This is a genomic window from Peribacillus sp. BM1 (genome assembly GCF_056679975.1).
In genome coordinates this window covers 1471599-1487235 of record NZ_CM155259.1, presented here as the reverse complement: position 1 = coordinate 1487235, position 15637 = coordinate 1471599, and the positions used below count along the sequence as shown (strand labels likewise).

Annotated in this window: 17 protein-coding genes and 1 riboswitch; of the genes, 4 read left to right on the top strand and 13 right to left on the bottom strand. The window is 38.0% G+C overall.

The window, feature by feature from the left end:
* Positions 1-132: 132 nt before the first annotated feature.
* A riboswitch (PreQ1 riboswitch) is annotated at positions 133-177 on the top strand.
* 6 nt (positions 178-183) lie between these two features.
* From AC1MGI_RS07245 to AC1MGI_RS07235, 3 genes are all read left to right on the top strand, one after another.
* On the top strand, positions 184-669 hold the full coding sequence (locus AC1MGI_RS07245) for a QueT transporter family protein (RefSeq protein ID WP_480349105.1): 486 nt from the start codon (positions 184-186) through the stop codon (positions 667-669).
* 182 nt (positions 670-851) lie between these two features.
* Positions 852-2498 carry a PAS domain S-box protein gene (locus AC1MGI_RS07240; RefSeq protein ID WP_480349104.1) on the top strand — a complete coding sequence of 549 codons (1647 nt, stop codon included), beginning with the start codon at positions 852-854 and terminating at the stop codon, positions 2496-2498.
* An 807-nt stretch (positions 2499-3305) separates the two neighbouring features.
* Positions 3306-3512 (top strand): hypothetical protein, encoded by a 207-nt coding sequence (locus AC1MGI_RS07235; protein WP_480349103.1) that lies wholly within the window; start codon positions 3306-3308, stop codon positions 3510-3512.
* A 312-nt stretch (positions 3513-3824) separates the two neighbouring features.
* Here AC1MGI_RS07235 and AC1MGI_RS07230 read toward each other — a convergent pair whose 3' ends face one another.
* From AC1MGI_RS07230 to AC1MGI_RS07175, 12 genes are all read right to left on the bottom strand, one after another.
* On the bottom strand, positions 3825-4319 hold the full coding sequence (locus AC1MGI_RS07230) for an SEC-C metal-binding domain-containing protein (RefSeq protein ID WP_480349102.1): 495 nt from the start codon (positions 4317-4319) through the stop codon (positions 3825-3827).
* A gap of 395 nt (positions 4320-4714) precedes the next feature.
* Positions 4715-5773: a toxic anion resistance protein gene (locus AC1MGI_RS07225; RefSeq protein WP_480349101.1), complete on the bottom strand. Its 1059-nt coding sequence runs from the start codon at positions 5771-5773 to the stop codon at positions 4715-4717.
* On the bottom strand, positions 5770-6426 hold the full coding sequence (locus tag AC1MGI_RS07220) for a 5-bromo-4-chloroindolyl phosphate hydrolysis family protein (RefSeq protein WP_480349100.1): 657 nt from the start codon (positions 6424-6426) through the stop codon (positions 5770-5772). The genes AC1MGI_RS07225 and AC1MGI_RS07220 overlap by 4 nt, the downstream gene beginning before the upstream one ends.
* Positions 6427-7146: 720 nt before the next feature.
* The gene (locus tag AC1MGI_RS07215) at positions 7147-7443 is read right to left on the bottom strand and encodes a hypothetical protein (protein ID WP_480349099.1); all 297 of its coding nucleotides are present in this window, start codon (positions 7441-7443) and stop codon (positions 7147-7149) included.
* Positions 7444-7482: 39 nt separating this feature from the next.
* Positions 7483-7890 carry an SET domain-containing protein gene (locus AC1MGI_RS07210; protein WP_480349098.1) on the bottom strand — a complete coding sequence of 136 codons (408 nt, stop codon included), beginning with the start codon at positions 7888-7890 and terminating at the stop codon, positions 7483-7485.
* A gap of 399 nt (positions 7891-8289) precedes the next feature.
* Positions 8290-9114 (bottom strand): urease accessory protein UreD, encoded by an 825-nt coding sequence (locus AC1MGI_RS07205; protein WP_480349097.1) that lies wholly within the window; start codon positions 9112-9114, stop codon positions 8290-8292.
* Between the two features lies 1 nt (position 9115).
* Positions 9116-9727: an urease accessory protein UreG gene (gene ureG / locus AC1MGI_RS07200; RefSeq protein WP_480349096.1), complete on the bottom strand. Its 612-nt coding sequence runs from the start codon at positions 9725-9727 to the stop codon at positions 9116-9118.
* Positions 9728-9751: 24 nt separating this feature from the next.
* A complete protein-coding gene (locus tag AC1MGI_RS07195; protein ID WP_480349095.1) occupies positions 9752-10438 on the bottom strand; it encodes an urease accessory protein UreF in 687 nt (228 codons plus the stop codon).
* The gene (gene ureE, locus AC1MGI_RS07190) at positions 10431-10886 is read right to left on the bottom strand and encodes an urease accessory protein UreE (protein WP_480349094.1); all 456 of its coding nucleotides are present in this window, start codon (positions 10884-10886) and stop codon (positions 10431-10433) included. The genes AC1MGI_RS07195 and ureE overlap by 8 nt, the downstream gene beginning before the upstream one ends.
* Before the next feature lie 10 nt (positions 10887-10896).
* A complete protein-coding gene (gene ureC, locus AC1MGI_RS07185) occupies positions 10897-12609 on the bottom strand; it encodes an urease subunit alpha (RefSeq protein WP_480349093.1) in 1713 nt (570 codons plus the stop codon).
* Positions 12609-12929: an urease subunit beta gene (gene ureB, locus AC1MGI_RS07180; protein WP_480349092.1), complete on the bottom strand. Its 321-nt coding sequence runs from the start codon at positions 12927-12929 to the stop codon at positions 12609-12611. Before ureB ends, ureC begins: the two co-directional genes overlap by 1 nt.
* Positions 12930-12950: 21 nt before the next feature.
* Entirely contained in the window at positions 12951-13253 is a 303-nt protein-coding gene (locus AC1MGI_RS07175) for an urease subunit gamma (RefSeq protein ID WP_480349091.1), read from the bottom strand.
* A 215-nt stretch (positions 13254-13468) separates the two neighbouring features.
* On the opposite strand from AC1MGI_RS07175, the gene AC1MGI_RS07170 reads away from it, so the two are divergent.
* Positions 13469-14413 (top strand): urea transporter, encoded by a 945-nt coding sequence (locus tag AC1MGI_RS07170; RefSeq protein ID WP_480349090.1) that lies wholly within the window; start codon positions 13469-13471, stop codon positions 14411-14413.
* A 210-nt stretch (positions 14414-14623) separates the two neighbouring features.
* Here AC1MGI_RS07170 and AC1MGI_RS07165 read toward each other — a convergent pair whose 3' ends face one another.
* Positions 14624-15631, bottom strand: a complete 1008-nt coding sequence (locus tag AC1MGI_RS07165; RefSeq protein WP_480349089.1) for a histidinol phosphate phosphatase domain-containing protein — start codon at positions 15629-15631, stop codon at positions 14624-14626.
* Positions 15632-15637: the final 6 nt, after the last annotated feature.

The following is a 15637-nucleotide window of genomic DNA, read 5'->3' as shown; positions in this document are numbered from 1 at the left end:
AAAGGATACACACCTTACAACAGTAAGGCAACTCGAATGACTGATATGCTATCCCTATCCTTTACTTCCGAATATCCCCATTGACGCATCCTACCCAACTAATGTACTATTGATAGTCGAGTGCAAAACTTAGATTACGTGGTTCGCAACCATCCCACGAAAAAAAACTAGGGAGAGATATGTATGAAAACTAAAACGCTAGTCGTTAATGCGATTTTAGCTGCTTTGTATATTGCAGTGTCATTTTTGATTCAACCATTTGGATTTACTAATATTCAATTTCGAGTATCAGAAATGTTTAATCATTTAATCGTATTCAATAAGAAGTATTTTTATGGAATTGTAATGGGAGTCTTTTTAACGAATCTACTATTTTCACCGATGGTGCCGTATGATTTAGTTTTTGGAGTCGGTCAATCTGTGCTTTCGTTATTGATTACCATCTTTGCTGGACGATATATCAAAAACAAACTGGCGTTAATGATGGTGAATACACTTGTGTTTACGTTCACAATGTTTATGATTGCTCTTGAGCTGAATCTCGCATTAAACTTCCCATTCCTATTCACATGGTTCACAACAGCTGTAGGTGAATTTGCTGTCATGTTAGTTGGAATTCCAGTAATTTATGCGATTCATAAACGTATAAATTTTAATAAGCTGTTATAATTTCAAAAGGATTGCCAAAGCAACTTGGCGGTCCTTTTACTTTTTCCCTCTCCAGTTAGCCTTCACCAAATAAAATCCCCCTTCACTTTTCTTGCGTTTCTCCCATATCAATTGCTCCATATGTTAAAATTTAATATGAGGCTTTTCATCCTAAACTTTGCATCAAACAAAGGAGAGCTCCCATGTCAAAATTAATTATATGCATATACATTTTCTGTGGCTTATCCATTCTATTTTTGACAGAATGGTATCTTACTATTACAAATGTCCCCTATCAAAAATTGCTTATGGTTCATAGATTCGAAGGGATTATCTTTATTGTTATTACTGCAGCTATCCTCTATTTTTTTCTAAAAAAGAGAAAAGGCTATACGTTATTAAAAGAGGAACAAGAACGCCTGCAAACTTTGATCCATTCAATGGCTGATTTTGTTAATTTCAAAGATGGACAAGGACGTTGGACTGAGGCCAATAAGTTTGGACTTGAATTATTTCAGCTAGAGCATGTAGATTATAAAGGAAAAAAAGATAGTGAATTAGCTCAATACACTGATTTTTATAAAGATGCATTAGAGTATTGTGAGATTTCAGATGAGGAAACGTGGGTAAACCGGAAAGTTACTCGGTGTGAAGAAATCATCCCAATGCCAGATGGGAATCACAAAACATTTGATACGATAAAAGTTCCTCTTTTTCATGAAGATGGATCACGAAAAGCATTTGTTGTCATCGGAAGGGATATAACGGAACGGGTTAAAGCTGAACAGCATTTATTGCAAAGTCAGCAGCAATATAAATCGCTCTTCGATTATAATCCTGACCCTGTGCTTATGATGGATATAGATGGAGTAATTACGAATATCAATCCGCGCTTTCAAAGTGTAACTTACTGGAGTTCTGACGATATCATCGGTGTTCCAATCATGGATGTATTAGCAAACTCAAATGAAAAAGAGAAATTGCACCAATCATTGGCTGAAGTCATTGAGAATAAAACAGGGATTACACATGGAGACATTTGCATTCTTACAAAACACAAAGAGACCGTGTTACTTTCTTTTACACTCGTTCCAATGCTAATAAATGACCAAATTATCGGTGTCATCGGCTATGCGCAGGATGTAACGCTTATACGTGAAACCGAAGAAATCCTGAGAAAAACTGAAAAATTATCGGTCGTTGGGGAGTTGGCAGCTAGTGTCGCTCACGAAGTCAGAAATCCACTTACTTCTTTAATTGGCTTCGTACAACTGTTAAAATCCAATGAATTAGAATATCAGCATTACTACTCCATTATGTTAAGTGAGTTAGATCGAATTAACTTGATTGTTAGCGAATTGCTCGTCCTTGCCAAACCTCAGGACATGAAGTTTAGTGAGCATAACATCGTGATACTGATGAATGATGTCGTGACATTACTAAAACCTGAAGCGAACTTGAACGGAACTTCCATTTCAATAAAAGGAAACGAGTCCATCCCAATAATACGATGTGAAGCAAACCAATTAAAGCAAGTATTCATCAATATTATTAAGAACTCGATTGAGGCGTCAGCAACATCGGTTTCAATCGAGTTTTCTATGGCCCGTGATCAAGTGACTGTTAATGTCAAGGATAATGGTCAAGGTATAGAAGAGGAACGAATCAAGCATCTTGGGGAACCGTTTTATTCATCGAAGGAAAAAGGTACGGGTCTCGGACTCACTGTTAGTTCACGGATCATTGAAACGCACCGTGGGAATATCACCTTTGAAAGTACGCTTGGAAAAGGTACTGAAGTGCATTTGCGTTTACCAATTAATTATCATTCACAACAGAGTATTGGATAATTAGCCAATGCTCTGTTGCCAGAATAAACATGCGTTTCGTGATATGAGCTTCCTACATATATTTTTTTCACTTCTAACAGATCGTTTTCATATCAATGTCCTCTTTACATTTTTGTCGAAATTTCTGATTATTTCTCGGGGAATACTTACAATAATTGCACTTTTTAATTCTCTCTTTTCCATACTAGGTAAGGAATTCAGGATCCTTTAATTAATCGATTAATTAGATTCCTTTTTGTTAGCACTTGTCATAATATAATTCATACAAAACGAATATGGCGTTAAAACGCCACCATTTACCACAGGTTGCACGCTACACCACCTAATCGCAATGGTGGCGGTGCGGAGCCGAAATTTTGGATAGTTCTTGATAAAATCAGTATACCTGCTAAGTAGCGGGCTTATGAGTAAGTCGCGAAGACCCCTCCTCATGTCCTTCATACAAAAGAAGAAGTTGTCCCATAAGGTTCTGACCTCACGCTCTATACACCATTTATTGTGTCATGTACACGTCAGATAAAGTGGAACTTCAATCAGTGGGGTTTAAGGATAAATGATATATAGTGGATGACCCGTTCAGCACTTTTATCTGATACTCTTTTGTTTTTAACATATCTAAAACGTGTAAGTGAATACATCCCATCACTGTTCCACTTGAACGGCCTCTCCAATCCTCCCCTTCTGTTTCAGCCAATAAACCTAGTGAGTCCAGAGCTAGTATACCTATTTCAATCAAATTATTTTCACCAAATGAAAGGACAAAATTCTAAGAGCCATCATAGGCTATATGAAAAGGGGGGAGAGGAATTGAAAAGGAAACGATTCGACAAACCAGAACCAAAGCTTGAAGAGGTAAGCGTCCAAGATGAATCATCCGAACCCAACGATGATCAGTTGGCTGATTTATTAAAAGCCAACCCTTATTTAAAGCCGCTGGCTCAACAGATTAAACAGAAAAGACAAAGTCTTCTGTTCACAAAAAACAAACTCACTGACAATAATGCGCATGACTAATAGCCATACATGAAAGCATCTGAAATATTTCAGATGCTTTTTTTAATTTTCTCCCACACTTAACGGGCAGTTAGACCCCCTACTAATGGAAGTTTCACTCTATTTAGAAACTAAAAAGAACAGTTTTAAAAGATGAGGTGCCAAACTACAGGATGGTACATGCATTAATAAAACGTATTGAAGAGGATGTACCATAAAGATCTTGACCTCACACTCTTTGCACAGTTTATCATTCTACATACACTCTCATTTAAACTGGATAGAATTGTTCTAGGTTCTAACTCTTTCATTTGGAACATCCTCTGTGTTATCTTATGCAATCCCGCAGCATTTTTTGTATTTCTTTCCGCTACCGCAAGTACATGGATCATTTCTTCCAATTATATTCTCATTTACAATCGGTTTCTTCGACTCTTTTGTTATGATATTATGACCTTCCAACTTCATTTGCGCATACCGTTGTTTGAATAAATCTACAACTTCAGGACTATAGTTTAATGCTTCAGTTGCAATCTCATTTGCCTTCTGTTCTGGAAGATTTCGATCTTCAATAACCGTTTCACCATTTTCAAACGATTTTCTCACACCGAAATGACGCCCTGTAGCTTTCGAGTTCTCGTCTTCTTCAATAAATTTCAGATAAACATCATCACAATGGCAAGCTGCATGCATGCAATAATAGTCATAAATCCAGTAGGTTTTCCCTTCATAACTACTTTTCAACGCAATATTATCCTGTACTCCAAACACATCTATATACTTAATCGCTTTACCATCTATTATTTCTGATGCATTAATCGTTCTCATTATTCACACATCCTATAAAAGTATTTCATTTCTTTAGTATTGTATCTCCTATTTGACATTCAGTCATCTATTTATCTCCAAGCCTATGCAAATGGTTTGTCATTCAAAAACTGCGGACATAAGGAAACATCAATGATATTTAAACATTGAATCCATATACAACTAGTCACGATGATTACTTACAAAACTCCATGAAGAAAAAAACTTCATCCGTACATTTGCTAATATTGAATACAACGGCTGTACCGTTCAACCTATAGGGATTTATGAAAAAAAAAAGAAAGGTATGCGTACCTCTCCCTTTTATCCAGGTTGTAATATCCCGCATTAACGAGCAGTTAGGCTTAAAGGAATCGAAGAAGCGTAGGTGGGGGGCCACTGATTGAAGTTTCACTTTATCTTTCACTTAGTTTTTGTTTTAACTTCGTTTCAATGGACCGAAATTCCTGTTCTACATGTTGGCGATTCGAGCTACCTTCAGCTTGAATGACTAATGTTTCAGCAAGTGTAGACTTTAAACGATCTTGTGTATGCGCAAGTGTCTCCAATTCTTTGTTTGCCACAAGTAAATTCTCCGTTTTTTCAGAGACTTGCTTGTGAGCATTTGTCGCATGATTTTGTCTCAAAAATGAGAGAGCAATCGACATTTGATTCTTCCAAAGCGGAATCGCTGTCATAATCGATGATTGAATCTTTTCGACTAGTGATTGGTTTGTATGCTGGATAAGACGAATTTGCGGAGCACTTTGCAAAGTAATTTCTCTACTTATTTTCAAGTCATATACACGTTTTTCTAATAAATCTGTATATGAGAGAATATCGTCTAATTCTTGTTTTTTTAAAAGGTCCGTTTCCATTTTTGCTACTTGTTCCGCGTTTGGAATTAAGTTGGCATGTAACTCTTCAAGCCTTAATTCTCCTGCAGCGATGTAAATATTGAGCATATGAAAATACTCTTTATTATGCTCATATAAGCGGTCAAGCATGACGATATCAGCTAGTAGGATGTTCTTGCTTCGATTTAGCTTCACACTGATTCGGTCAATTTGAGCGCTTGCCTTTTGAAATCGAGATACAGTTTCCTGTGAAGATTTTGGACTTTTCCTAAACCACCGGGCAAAAAAGGGGCGCCGAGCAGGTGCCAATTCATCAGGGTTCACTTCGTTCAACTTCCCAATTAGATCAGCTAAAATTTCTCCGATTTCACCAATATCCAGCTTCTGTACTTGGTCAAGCATTGTATTCGAGAAGGCAAGCAATTTAGATTGTGCAGGCATCCCAAAAGTGACTAACGCCTGACGATTATTCAATCGTAATTCTTGGGAGATCTTACACGCCTTTTGTCTGCTTTCTGCTGGAATGGTATCTATTAACTTCTTTCCTTCACTCGGAAGTTCTGTAGCAAAAGGATGTACTTCCTTTCCCTGACCAAGTGTTTTTTCACCTTCACTCATTTCCATTTCCCGCTTCCATTAATCAAGCTCGATTCTTTCGTGTTTTTTATCGTTTGCTTTGCAACATCTATTTCGTAATCAAGTTCCTGAATATCATTCGAAATCACTTCATACAGATCTTCTTCAACTGATTTCGTCAGCTTCTCTAATGTTCTCCGTGTTTCAATTAACGAAAGATCTAATTCTTTATTTTTCTTCGGCTGCGCCGCTAGAAACACATATTTCTCCGCCAATTCCAAAGTCGAATCCAAATGAGAGAAGTAAAACTGTTCCGCTTGATAAAACCGTTTTGGCTCTTTTTTCGTTAAGCTGTATATCTTTCTAATCATCCTCACAAGCTCGATTCTTTCCTTTAAAGAAGGAATATGTCGAATTGATAATAGCGCTTTGCAAGCACGAAAAACTTTAGATTTTGCTTCTTTTACATTGCCTTTGATATATTGATATTCTTTTCTACTCAGTCCATGTTTCTTCAAAAAACGGGCAGACATGAAGATGGAACTCGCTCCAAATACAATAACGCCACCTAATACAGACCAAAGAGTGGATAGGAAAATGGACTGACCAAATCCAAAATAACTAATTGGCCATATGATTACAGCAATAGGGCTCGATATAACAATTCCAATAATGGAGGTTACAAACCGATTCATCGCATTGACACTCCTAACATAATTTCTATCCTATTTATACGTTTCATTCATAAATAAGTTTCATTTCTTATAGGTTAAACGATATACGATTTACGTCATTCCTGCAAATATTTTTAATAAAAACTCATAGCTGCCCAAGTATACTAAGTTGACCATATAAGTGCCCTGAATCATTTAAACTGATTCAAACACAAACAATATGAATGATACTATTATGCGTATCATTTGAAAAAATAAAATCCTATTTTTTGATTCAATAAGGAAAGGTACTTTACGTTTTTATTCTCACGTACATCGAACACTACAAATCTTAGCCTAAGTATTTTTGTGAATCATTGTCAGGAAGATAGGCTTAGTTACTTGGACAGATTCCTACCGATAATCATGTTAGGAACTATTCTGAGGCTTACATTGTCGAGAAAGGGAAATATTCCCCGAGAAATTCCCCCCTTAAATCAACATATTTCTCTGAAGCTCGTTTTTTACTTTCCCTTTATTCACAAGCTCTTCAATCAAATAAAGTCCGTGTTAATTAATCGATTAATTAACACGGACTTTTGTCATTCCAACTAGAAATTTGCAATTATTCCCCTTCCTGCGATTTCCTTAACTACGAACATGAAACCTTAGATCATCTTAAAAAAAGAAAAAAATGAAGATACATGGCACCATCCAAATTTCGGATTGCACTTTGTATCTTCATCTTCTCTATTATTTTATTCACTTTTGAAACCAGTCCGAATTTTCATCCATGTGCAAAAACGGAATGTCTGTATCAATCTCACCTGTTATTCGGTCAATCTCTACATCTTGTCCATCAAGCCATTTCGTAAAATCAAATTGAGTCAGCTCTTGGTCTCCACCCAAAGCAATCCATGCCTTCATTTCTTTTGGCAAATAAGCAGACGTGTGAGTCGTTCCCGCCCAACTACTGTATAAATCAAAGAAGATACCAGAAGGTTTCATATAAAGAGAAATTAATGCTCGCTTGAGAGATATATCACTTTCTCTCCTCAAAAACCACCGATGAATCAAATCAATTTAACATGTTTTCTATCAGTTCGTTTCTGCTTTGCTACTTTCATCATTCTCCATATTAAACCAAAGTGGTTCGTTATCATCAACATCACCATTATAGTTGATTAGTATTTCTTCACCGGCTTTTATATCAGTGTAAGCATAAAAGTCAAACGTGTGGTTCTCAAAATTAATATCATACGTTGCATTCGGAGTGTATGAGTGGTTAAACAGCATTCCATATCCTAAGAGGATGGCAGTGTGGTTCACACCATACTCAAACGCGTAATCTGCAAGTAACGTCTTCTCTATATGTTCATGTTCCTTATTCGGGTAAGAAATAACCGGTGCCTCATGTACAAGCTCCCCTTTTGCTATATCACGTGTTGCAAATACCCCTCTATTGAACTCCCCATCGCTGAGTGTGGAAGTCTTTATCTCAATCATGTAAGTCACCTTCGCCTTCTTTTCTATGGAGTTCACTATCTACTTAAGTTTGCCAATTGAAAAGGAATTTAGCAACTATTTTCTTCTATTCCTTTTCAACCACCGTCTATCAGCTCTACTTCCAATTGAATACATTCTGGGATATGTAGCCATTGCTAACGCATACAAAACCTGTATGACGTTAAAGTACCACCATTTACCATGAAGGATAAATCATGTAGCACGCTACACTTACCTAATCACAATGGTGACAGTGCAAAGCTGGCTTTTGGGGTGCTTTTATAATAAAAAGAAGTATACCTACTAAATAGAGGGCTTATTAGTAAGTCGCGAAGCCCCGTCCTCATGTCCTTAATACAAAAAAGAAGTATTGGCATAAAGCCTCAACTTCTTTAAACATTAATATTTTCTGAGAAAACTTGGCTTTGTTCCAAACCATTCTTCACTGATCAAATGATGACACTCCGTAAATATTCGTTCAATAGTTTGTGTTGAGTTTGCTAACACTCTTACGGTAAAACCTTTTACAGGAAGTAAAGAAAGACCTATATCATATACATCTGTTTTCGAATAAAGGGCATGATATAACCGATCCAGGAGATCCGGGCTCATTTGTTCCCCTACGACCAGCATGGAACCTAAATGTGAATAACCTTCCATGAAACCTAGAGCGTCCATATGTTGTTTTGCCGGATTCAACTTAATATGATCCAACGACACCAACTCGTCATCCATATAAATTTCATTAATTAATTGAACCGTATCATAACTGAACCGTTCACCATTAGGCGACCAACCTGGAGTAATAATGTCTGAATAGAGAAATGTTGCGCCTTTCTCCATCCGAATCACATTTTTTTGTTTATAACGAGCATGTTGATACGCGATTAACGGATCAGGAATATATTCCAAATAACTGCCCGCTTTAAGAAATATTTCTGTTTCCTGATATGCATATGACTGTGGTGTTTTATAAACTTTTGTTGCGGATTGTGTGGTTAAGGTTACTCGGGCTTGTTCCTCCAATCCAATGTGCAAATGATAGCGATCTCCATCTAAATAGCCGCCACCTGGGTTTAAAATATAATAACAAACTTGTCCAGAATCGTCGTGATATACTGGACGCATGACTTTCAATGCGCCCTGGAAATATACATTCTTTGCTACAGTTTTTCCGAGTCGTTCTTCAAGGTCTAAACGTAATTCACCTGTCCAGCCTTTCATTTTAACCTAGCCCTTTTAAAAGCGCATTTTTCTTAAGCCAATCTATAACTTGGTCAAGTCCCGTATTATCCTTTAAATTGGTAAAAACAAATGGCTTATTTCCACGAAAAGTCTTCGTGTCCGACTCCATTACTTCCAAGCTTGCACCAACATAAGGGGCTAAATCCGTTTTATTAATAATAAATAAATCAGATTTAATCATCCCTTGTCCACCTTTGCGTGGGATCTTTTCGCCTTGGGCAACATCAATAATATAAATCGAGAAATCAACAAGCTCAGGGCTGAATGTTGCCGCAAGATTATCGCCACCACTTTCAACAAAAATAAGCTCAACATCTGGGTGTTTCTCTATTAATTCATCGATGGCAGCAAAATTCATCGAAGCATCTTCACGAATCGCTGTATGAGGGCACCCACCTGTTTCGACCCCAATAATACGGTCAGCAGGCAGGACGCCATTTTGCATTAAAAATTTTGCATCTTCTTTTGTGTAAATATCATTGGTTACAACCGCCATGCTGATCTCACCTTCTAAATGCCGGGTCAACTTTTCAACGAGCATGGTTTTTCCTGCTCCAACAGGCCCTCCTACCCCAATCTTTATAGGTTCCATAAAGAACACTTCCTTTCTTTCATATTAAGACATGAAAATGCGAATATTCACACGCTCATGTTTCATTTGAGATAACTCGAGCCCAGGTGAAACGATTCCGAAATCCTCTTCATCCAAGTTTTGAATTTTCCCCGTTGCCTTGATTAATTCACCTTGGAATTGCTGAATCGTTTTCTGCCCCGCCGTCTGGCCTAAGGGAATCGCTCGAACTGCGTTTTGGACAAGACTTGAGACAGTAGAATACAAATAATAGAGGGTGGTCGTTGATTGTGGAACTCTAAGATGATGTCCGATCATTGTAAAAACAATCGCCGGATGTCCAAAAGATCGCTTCTCTTTTATACGTTCTTTATACTGTAAAAGAACAGGCACTTCATATAAAGAGCCTACGAGATTCAGCATGCGTTCCCCCATTCTTTGGGTACCCTCTCGTGTTTCACGAGGTAAATTTTGCACATTTAGCATTCGATCTACCTTCCACACTTTTTGGTAGTCTTCATTCTTTAAAGCCTCATATACTATATGAGAAGCAAGCCCATCCGAATAGACGAGCTGTTCATTCAAATAAACATGAAGCCATTTAGAGAATGTAGCTTGGTCATGCACTTGATCTTCTTGAATATAACTCTCTAAGCCATATGAATGACTAAAAGCTCCTGTTGGAAAATTAGAATCGCAAAGCTGAAATAAAGAAAGTGCGTGATCAGTCATGGCTGTGTCCGATATGCCGAAATGCCTGTTTCACTTTCCGTTCTTCATGTTTAAATGGAATTTGAAGCTCTTGCAGCAATTCTTCTACAAGATAATCGTATTGAACAAGCATGTCGTTTTCTTCAAATTGGGCAGGTAGATGACGATTCCCTAATTGATGAGCAATCGTCCCCATTTCTTGCAACGAGCGTGGGCTAATAATCAATAAATCATCAGATAAGACATCGATGATAATCATATTATGATCATCCATATATAAAACATCACCTGCTACAAGGTCACGGGGATCCTTCAGACGAATCCCTATTTCCTTACCGTGGTCGGTTGTCACCCTTTGAATTCGTTTCATTAAATGGGCGCTTTCGAGATATACCTTTTCTTTATGGCGTTTTTCAATTTCTTCTTTTTCCATTTGTTCAATATTTGTAACAATTTTTTCAATGATCAATGCTTTCACCTCAAAATAGGAAATATCGTTGCCCCATCGGTACTCGATCAACGGGGTCACAAGTAATCAACTCACCGTTCACTCTTACCTCGTACGTTTGTGGGTCAACCGTGATCTCAGGCGTTTCGAAATTCAGCTTCATATCTTTTTTTGTTAAGTTCCGAATGCCACGAACTGGGAGAACCATTTTCTCAAGTCCCAGCTTCTCGTGTACTTTATCATCATAAGCCACTTGCGATACAAATGTAATCGAACTTTTAGCCAAGGCTTTTCCAACTTGCGCATACATTGGACGATAAATCATCGGTTGTGGCGTTGGAATAGACGCATTTGCATCTCCCATTAAGCTCGTTACAGCAAAGCCATTTTTCAGAACCATTTCAGGTTTTACACCGAAAAATGCTGGTGACCAAAGAACAAGATCGGCAATTTTCCCAACTTCAACCGAACCGATATATTCAGAAATCCCGTGAGTGATGGCAGGATTAATCGTATATTTTGCAATATAACGTTTTGCACGGTTGTTATCAGAAAGTTCATTATCTCCTTCCATCGTTCCCCGTTGTTTCTTCATTTTGTCTGCCGTTTGCCAAGTACGTAAAACAACCTCACCAACCCTTCCCATTGCTTGGGCATCCGAGCTAACCATGCTAAATACGCCCATATCTTGAAGAATATCCTCAGCAGCAATCGTTTCACGTCGAATCCGTGAATCTGCAAAGGCAATATCCTCGGGAATCGAGGGATTTAAATGGTGACACACCATTAACATGTCTAAGTGTTCGTCAATCGTATTAACCGTATATGGTAACGTCGGATTTGTAGAAGATGGCAAAACATTCATAAAGCTTGCTGATCTAATTAAATCTGGCGCGTGCCCACCTCCTGCTCCTTCTGTATGGTACATGTGGATCACGCGATCTTTAATAGCAGCCATCGTATTTTCCATAAATCCACCTTCATTTAGGGTGTCTGCATGAACTGCTACTTGTATATCATATTTGTCTGCAACTCTTAGTGAATAATCAAGTGCGGAAGTTGTAGCCCCCCAATCTTCATGGACCTTTAAGCCAATTGCACCAGCCCGGACTTGCTCTGCGAGTGGCTCTTCGCTTGCTGCTTGTCCTTTTCCTGAGAAGCCTACGTTAATTGGCATTCCTTCAGATGCTTGCAACATTCGATGGATATTCCATTCACCAGGTGTAACTGTTGTTGCCTTTGATCCAGCAGCAGGGCCCGTCCCCCCGCCAATTAATGTCGTCGTACCAGCGGTCAAGGCCGTTTCGATTTGGGTCGGATTTATAAAATGAACATGGGTATCGATGGCACCAGCCGTGACAATCAATCCTTCTCCAGCAATGATTTCTGTGGAAGCACCAATGACAATATCCACGTTATCTTGTACTAAAGGATTTCCAGCTTTGCCGATTCCAGCAATTTTCCCGTCACGAATGGCAATATCTGCTTTAACAATCCCTGTATAATCTAGAATTACAGCATTCGTAATGACTACGTCTGGTACCCCGTCACCGCGGGTTGCAAGCGGATGTTGACCCATTCCATCACGGATCACTTTTCCACCGCCAAACACGACTTCTTCACCATACGTTGTATAATCTTTCTCGATTTGAATCAGTAAATCTGTATCCGCTAAACGAATAGAATCTCCTGTAGTTGGACCGTACATTTGCGAATATTGCTTTCTTGGCATTCTAAAACTCATTACTTGCATCCTCCTTGAACAGATCCATCTACTTTATTGTTAAATCCATAAACACGTTGTTCTCCAGCAAAACAAACTAATTCTACTTCTTTTTCATCCCCTGGCTCAAAACGGACCGCTGCACCCGCTGGTACATTCAGACGTTTCCCAAACGCTTCTTCTCGAATGAATTGAAGGGCTTCATTTACTTCAAAAAAATGAAAATGGGATCCTATTTGGACTGGACGATCCCCCATATTGATCACGGAAATCCTCGAAGTGGCTCTGCCAACATTACAAATAATATCTTCTTCTTTTAAAAAATATTGTCCTGGTATCATTAAGATTCCTCCTGTCATTCCTTACCTAATTGGACTATGTACCGTTACCAATTTCGTTCCATCTGGAAAAGTCGCTTCTACTTGAATATCGTCAATCATCTCCGGAATGCCTTCCATCACGTCTTCGCGTGATAATATAGTTGCCCCGTACTCCATTAATTGAGCAACCGTTTTTCCATCCCTTGCACCTTCTAATACTTCATATGTGATAAGTGCTACGGATTCTGGATGATTTAATTTCAATCCTCTATCTCTTCGCTTCTTAGCTAAATCCCCTGCCACAACAATCATGAGTTTATCGATCTCACGTGGTAATAAGTGCATCGTAACCCTCCTTATTTTCATGTAATTACCAATAGTATCTTTCTTAAAAAGGAAAATACTAAAGTATAGACATTTGTTTTCATTTATAAAAATGGACATACATAGCCTTTCCAATTTAGTTGCATTTAAAACTACTATTTCTCTTTATGTTTGTGTTTTTTATTTTATTTATGAGGATTCAAAAAACAAAAAATGCTTATGGAGGGGAAATTTACATGAAAAAAAGGAAAAGCAATACATCAACTGAATTTTCACTTTTTTCATTCATTGTGGCCTCTTTAAACGGCATCTCTCAAGTTATATTGATTGAAAATCCATTGACTGGAGTCTTGATTTTATTAGCGATTACGGTTTCAGATTATTTCTTAGGAATTATGACCCTTTTATCAGCTTTGATCGGTACATTTATTGGAACAATAGGTGGGGCAGATAAAAAGAGTGTGAATCAAGGTTTATTCGGATATAATTCTGTGTTGACAGGAATTGCCCTCACCGAATATTTAACCGGACAGTATCAGTGGATTATCGCTTTAATTGCATCTGCTGTAGCAGCACTTTTTACAGCCGCCTTAATGCATATCATGCGAAAAACGGAAATCCCAATTCTAACCTTTCCATTTTTCATCCTGACTTGGTTTATATTTCTCGCTTCATATCGATTGAAGTCTCTCCATTTAAGTGCAGATTTAGAGCCACAATCATTAGCTAATTGGACATTAAATATAGCCGGGAAAGGAAGTTGGTTGGAAGGAAGTTTTAAAGGAATTGGACAAATTTTTTTCCTAGATCATACTTTATCTGGAGTAATTCTATTTATCGCTATATTTTTTGCTGGGTGGAAATTCGGTCTTTATGCCATTATAGGAAATGCAACTGCCTTGCTCGTCTCCTATCAACTAAATGCAGAACACTCCTTGATATTTATGGGCCTGTATGGATACAATGCGATCTTAACCATTTTAGCAATATCAGTCGTATTCAATTCAGAAAGCACGAAATTCTCGGTAGTAACAGGGATCATAGCAGCTTGTTTGACCGTACCCATCATGGCCGGCTTAAGCACCTTGCTTTTACCCTACGGTCTTCCAGCACTAACAATGCCTTTCGTACTTAGTACCTGGCTTATACTCGGGGCAAAGAAAGTCCTGCCTAGAATATAGCTTCCAATCAGTCGGGTTTCCAAATGATTGGAAGTCCCGTTCTAAAGTCGCTTATCCCTTCGCCAAGCTTTGGTAAAGCGACTTTTGAACCCGATTTGGTTCAACTAGACCTCATCTCTCGCATCGGCAAGTTTCCTTATATCTCACCACTTTGGGATTCACAGGCTGTGAATCCTAAATAAATCCTTATTTCAAAAAAACAGACCCCTTTTACTGGATCTGCACTAAGATTCTTTCTCTCTGGTTAAAGGTTGCTACATGTGAGGCGCCTACTTGTTGTAACAACTTCTTGTTTTGGGCCACATATTTGCCAAGATCATCCGGAAAATGTGAATCGGAAGAAAGAGTAATGGGCACGCCTTTGCCCACAATCGTTGTTAAAAAATCAACAGATGGACACATTTCTTTAACTGGATAACGATAGTATAAACCCGCATTCACTTCTGTGGCAGTATTGGTCGCTTTTAATGCTTCGGCAATCCGTTCATACCATTTATGATTAAAGGATTCATTTTCCACTTTAAAATTAAATACTTTTAAATTATCTAAATGGGCAATAAAATCAAACATATTAGATCGAATCATCTTTTCAACCGTTTCATAAAAACGTGTATATAGCGATTCTAAATTCATTTTTTCAAAACGAGATGAGGTTTCTGGATTATCAAATCCCCAGCCATCTACAAAATGAACAGAACCGATCACATAATCCCATGGTTTTCCTTCTAAAAGTGCCGCAAGTTCCTGTTCTTGTCCGACAAAATAATCCGCTTCAATCCCTAGCCTTAATGAGACGCCTTCTTTTTCCCAACGTTTTTTTGCGGCTATAATCGATTCAACGAAATCATCCATCTTTTCCGTCATGACATTCTTTAACCAATACGCTTGCAATTCCCCAATTGAATCGGTCGAATCCAAATTTAACGCTTTTTCAAAATAATTTTTTGTTTCTTTAAAACGATACAAATGATCGACAATCCCGACTTCTTTTAAACCGATTTGTTTGGCTTTTTTCAAATATAGATCCAACCACTCTTCACTATAACACCCAGCATTTAGTCGCTTTTGAAGCTGGATCATTCGGTTTTCAATCTTTTCTCTGGAACCATGCTCCCATACTTCATTACCTTGAAAATGCTCAATTGCTTTTGCCGTACGTTCGAGCCATTTAAACGAATACGGTCCTTCTTCTAGATGTACGTGATAATCGATTAACATTCCACT

Bases quoted from the DNA above. Each gene is read 5' to 3' on its own strand.
- AC1MGI_RS07170 (WP_480349090.1), top strand. From the start codon at position 13,469: ATGAAAAAAAGGAAAAGCAATACATCAACTGAATTTTCACTTTTTTCA.
- ureB (WP_480349092.1), bottom strand. From the start codon at position 12,929: ATGATACCAGGACAATATTTTTTAAAAGAAGAAGATATTATTTGTAAT.
- AC1MGI_RS07165 (WP_480349089.1), bottom strand. From the start codon at position 15,631: ATGTTAATCGATTATCACGTACATCTAGAAGAAGGACCGTATTCGTTT.
- AC1MGI_RS07175 (WP_480349091.1), bottom strand. From the start codon at position 13,253: ATGCACTTATTACCACGTGAGATCGATAAACTCATGATTGTTGTGGCA.
- AC1MGI_RS07205 (WP_480349097.1), bottom strand. From the start codon at position 9,114: ATGAAAGGCTGGACAGGTGAATTACGTTTAGACCTTGAAGAACGACTC.
- AC1MGI_RS07240 (WP_480349104.1), top strand. From the start codon at position 852: ATGTCAAAATTAATTATATGCATATACATTTTCTGTGGCTTATCCATT.
- ureC (WP_480349093.1), bottom strand. From the start codon at position 12,609: ATGAGTTTTAGAATGCCAAGAAAGCAATATTCGCAAATGTACGGTCCA.
- AC1MGI_RS07245 (WP_480349105.1), top strand. From the start codon at position 184: ATGAAAACTAAAACGCTAGTCGTTAATGCGATTTTAGCTGCTTTGTAT.
- AC1MGI_RS07225 (WP_480349101.1), bottom strand. From the start codon at position 5,773: ATGAGTGAAGGTGAAAAAACACTTGGTCAGGGAAAGGAAGTACATCCT.
- AC1MGI_RS07210 (WP_480349098.1), bottom strand. From the start codon at position 7,890: ATGATTGAGATAAAGACTTCCACACTCAGCGATGGGGAGTTCAATAGA.
- ureG (WP_480349096.1), bottom strand. From the start codon at position 9,727: ATGGAACCTATAAAGATTGGGGTAGGAGGGCCTGTTGGAGCAGGAAAA.
- AC1MGI_RS07220 (WP_480349100.1), bottom strand. From the start codon at position 6,426: ATGAATCGGTTTGTAACCTCCATTATTGGAATTGTTATATCGAGCCCT.
- AC1MGI_RS07230 (WP_480349102.1), bottom strand. From the start codon at position 4,319: ATGAGAACGATTAATGCATCAGAAATAATAGATGGTAAAGCGATTAAG.
- AC1MGI_RS07195 (WP_480349095.1), bottom strand. From the start codon at position 10,438: ATGACTGATCACGCACTTTCTTTATTTCAGCTTTGCGATTCTAATTTT.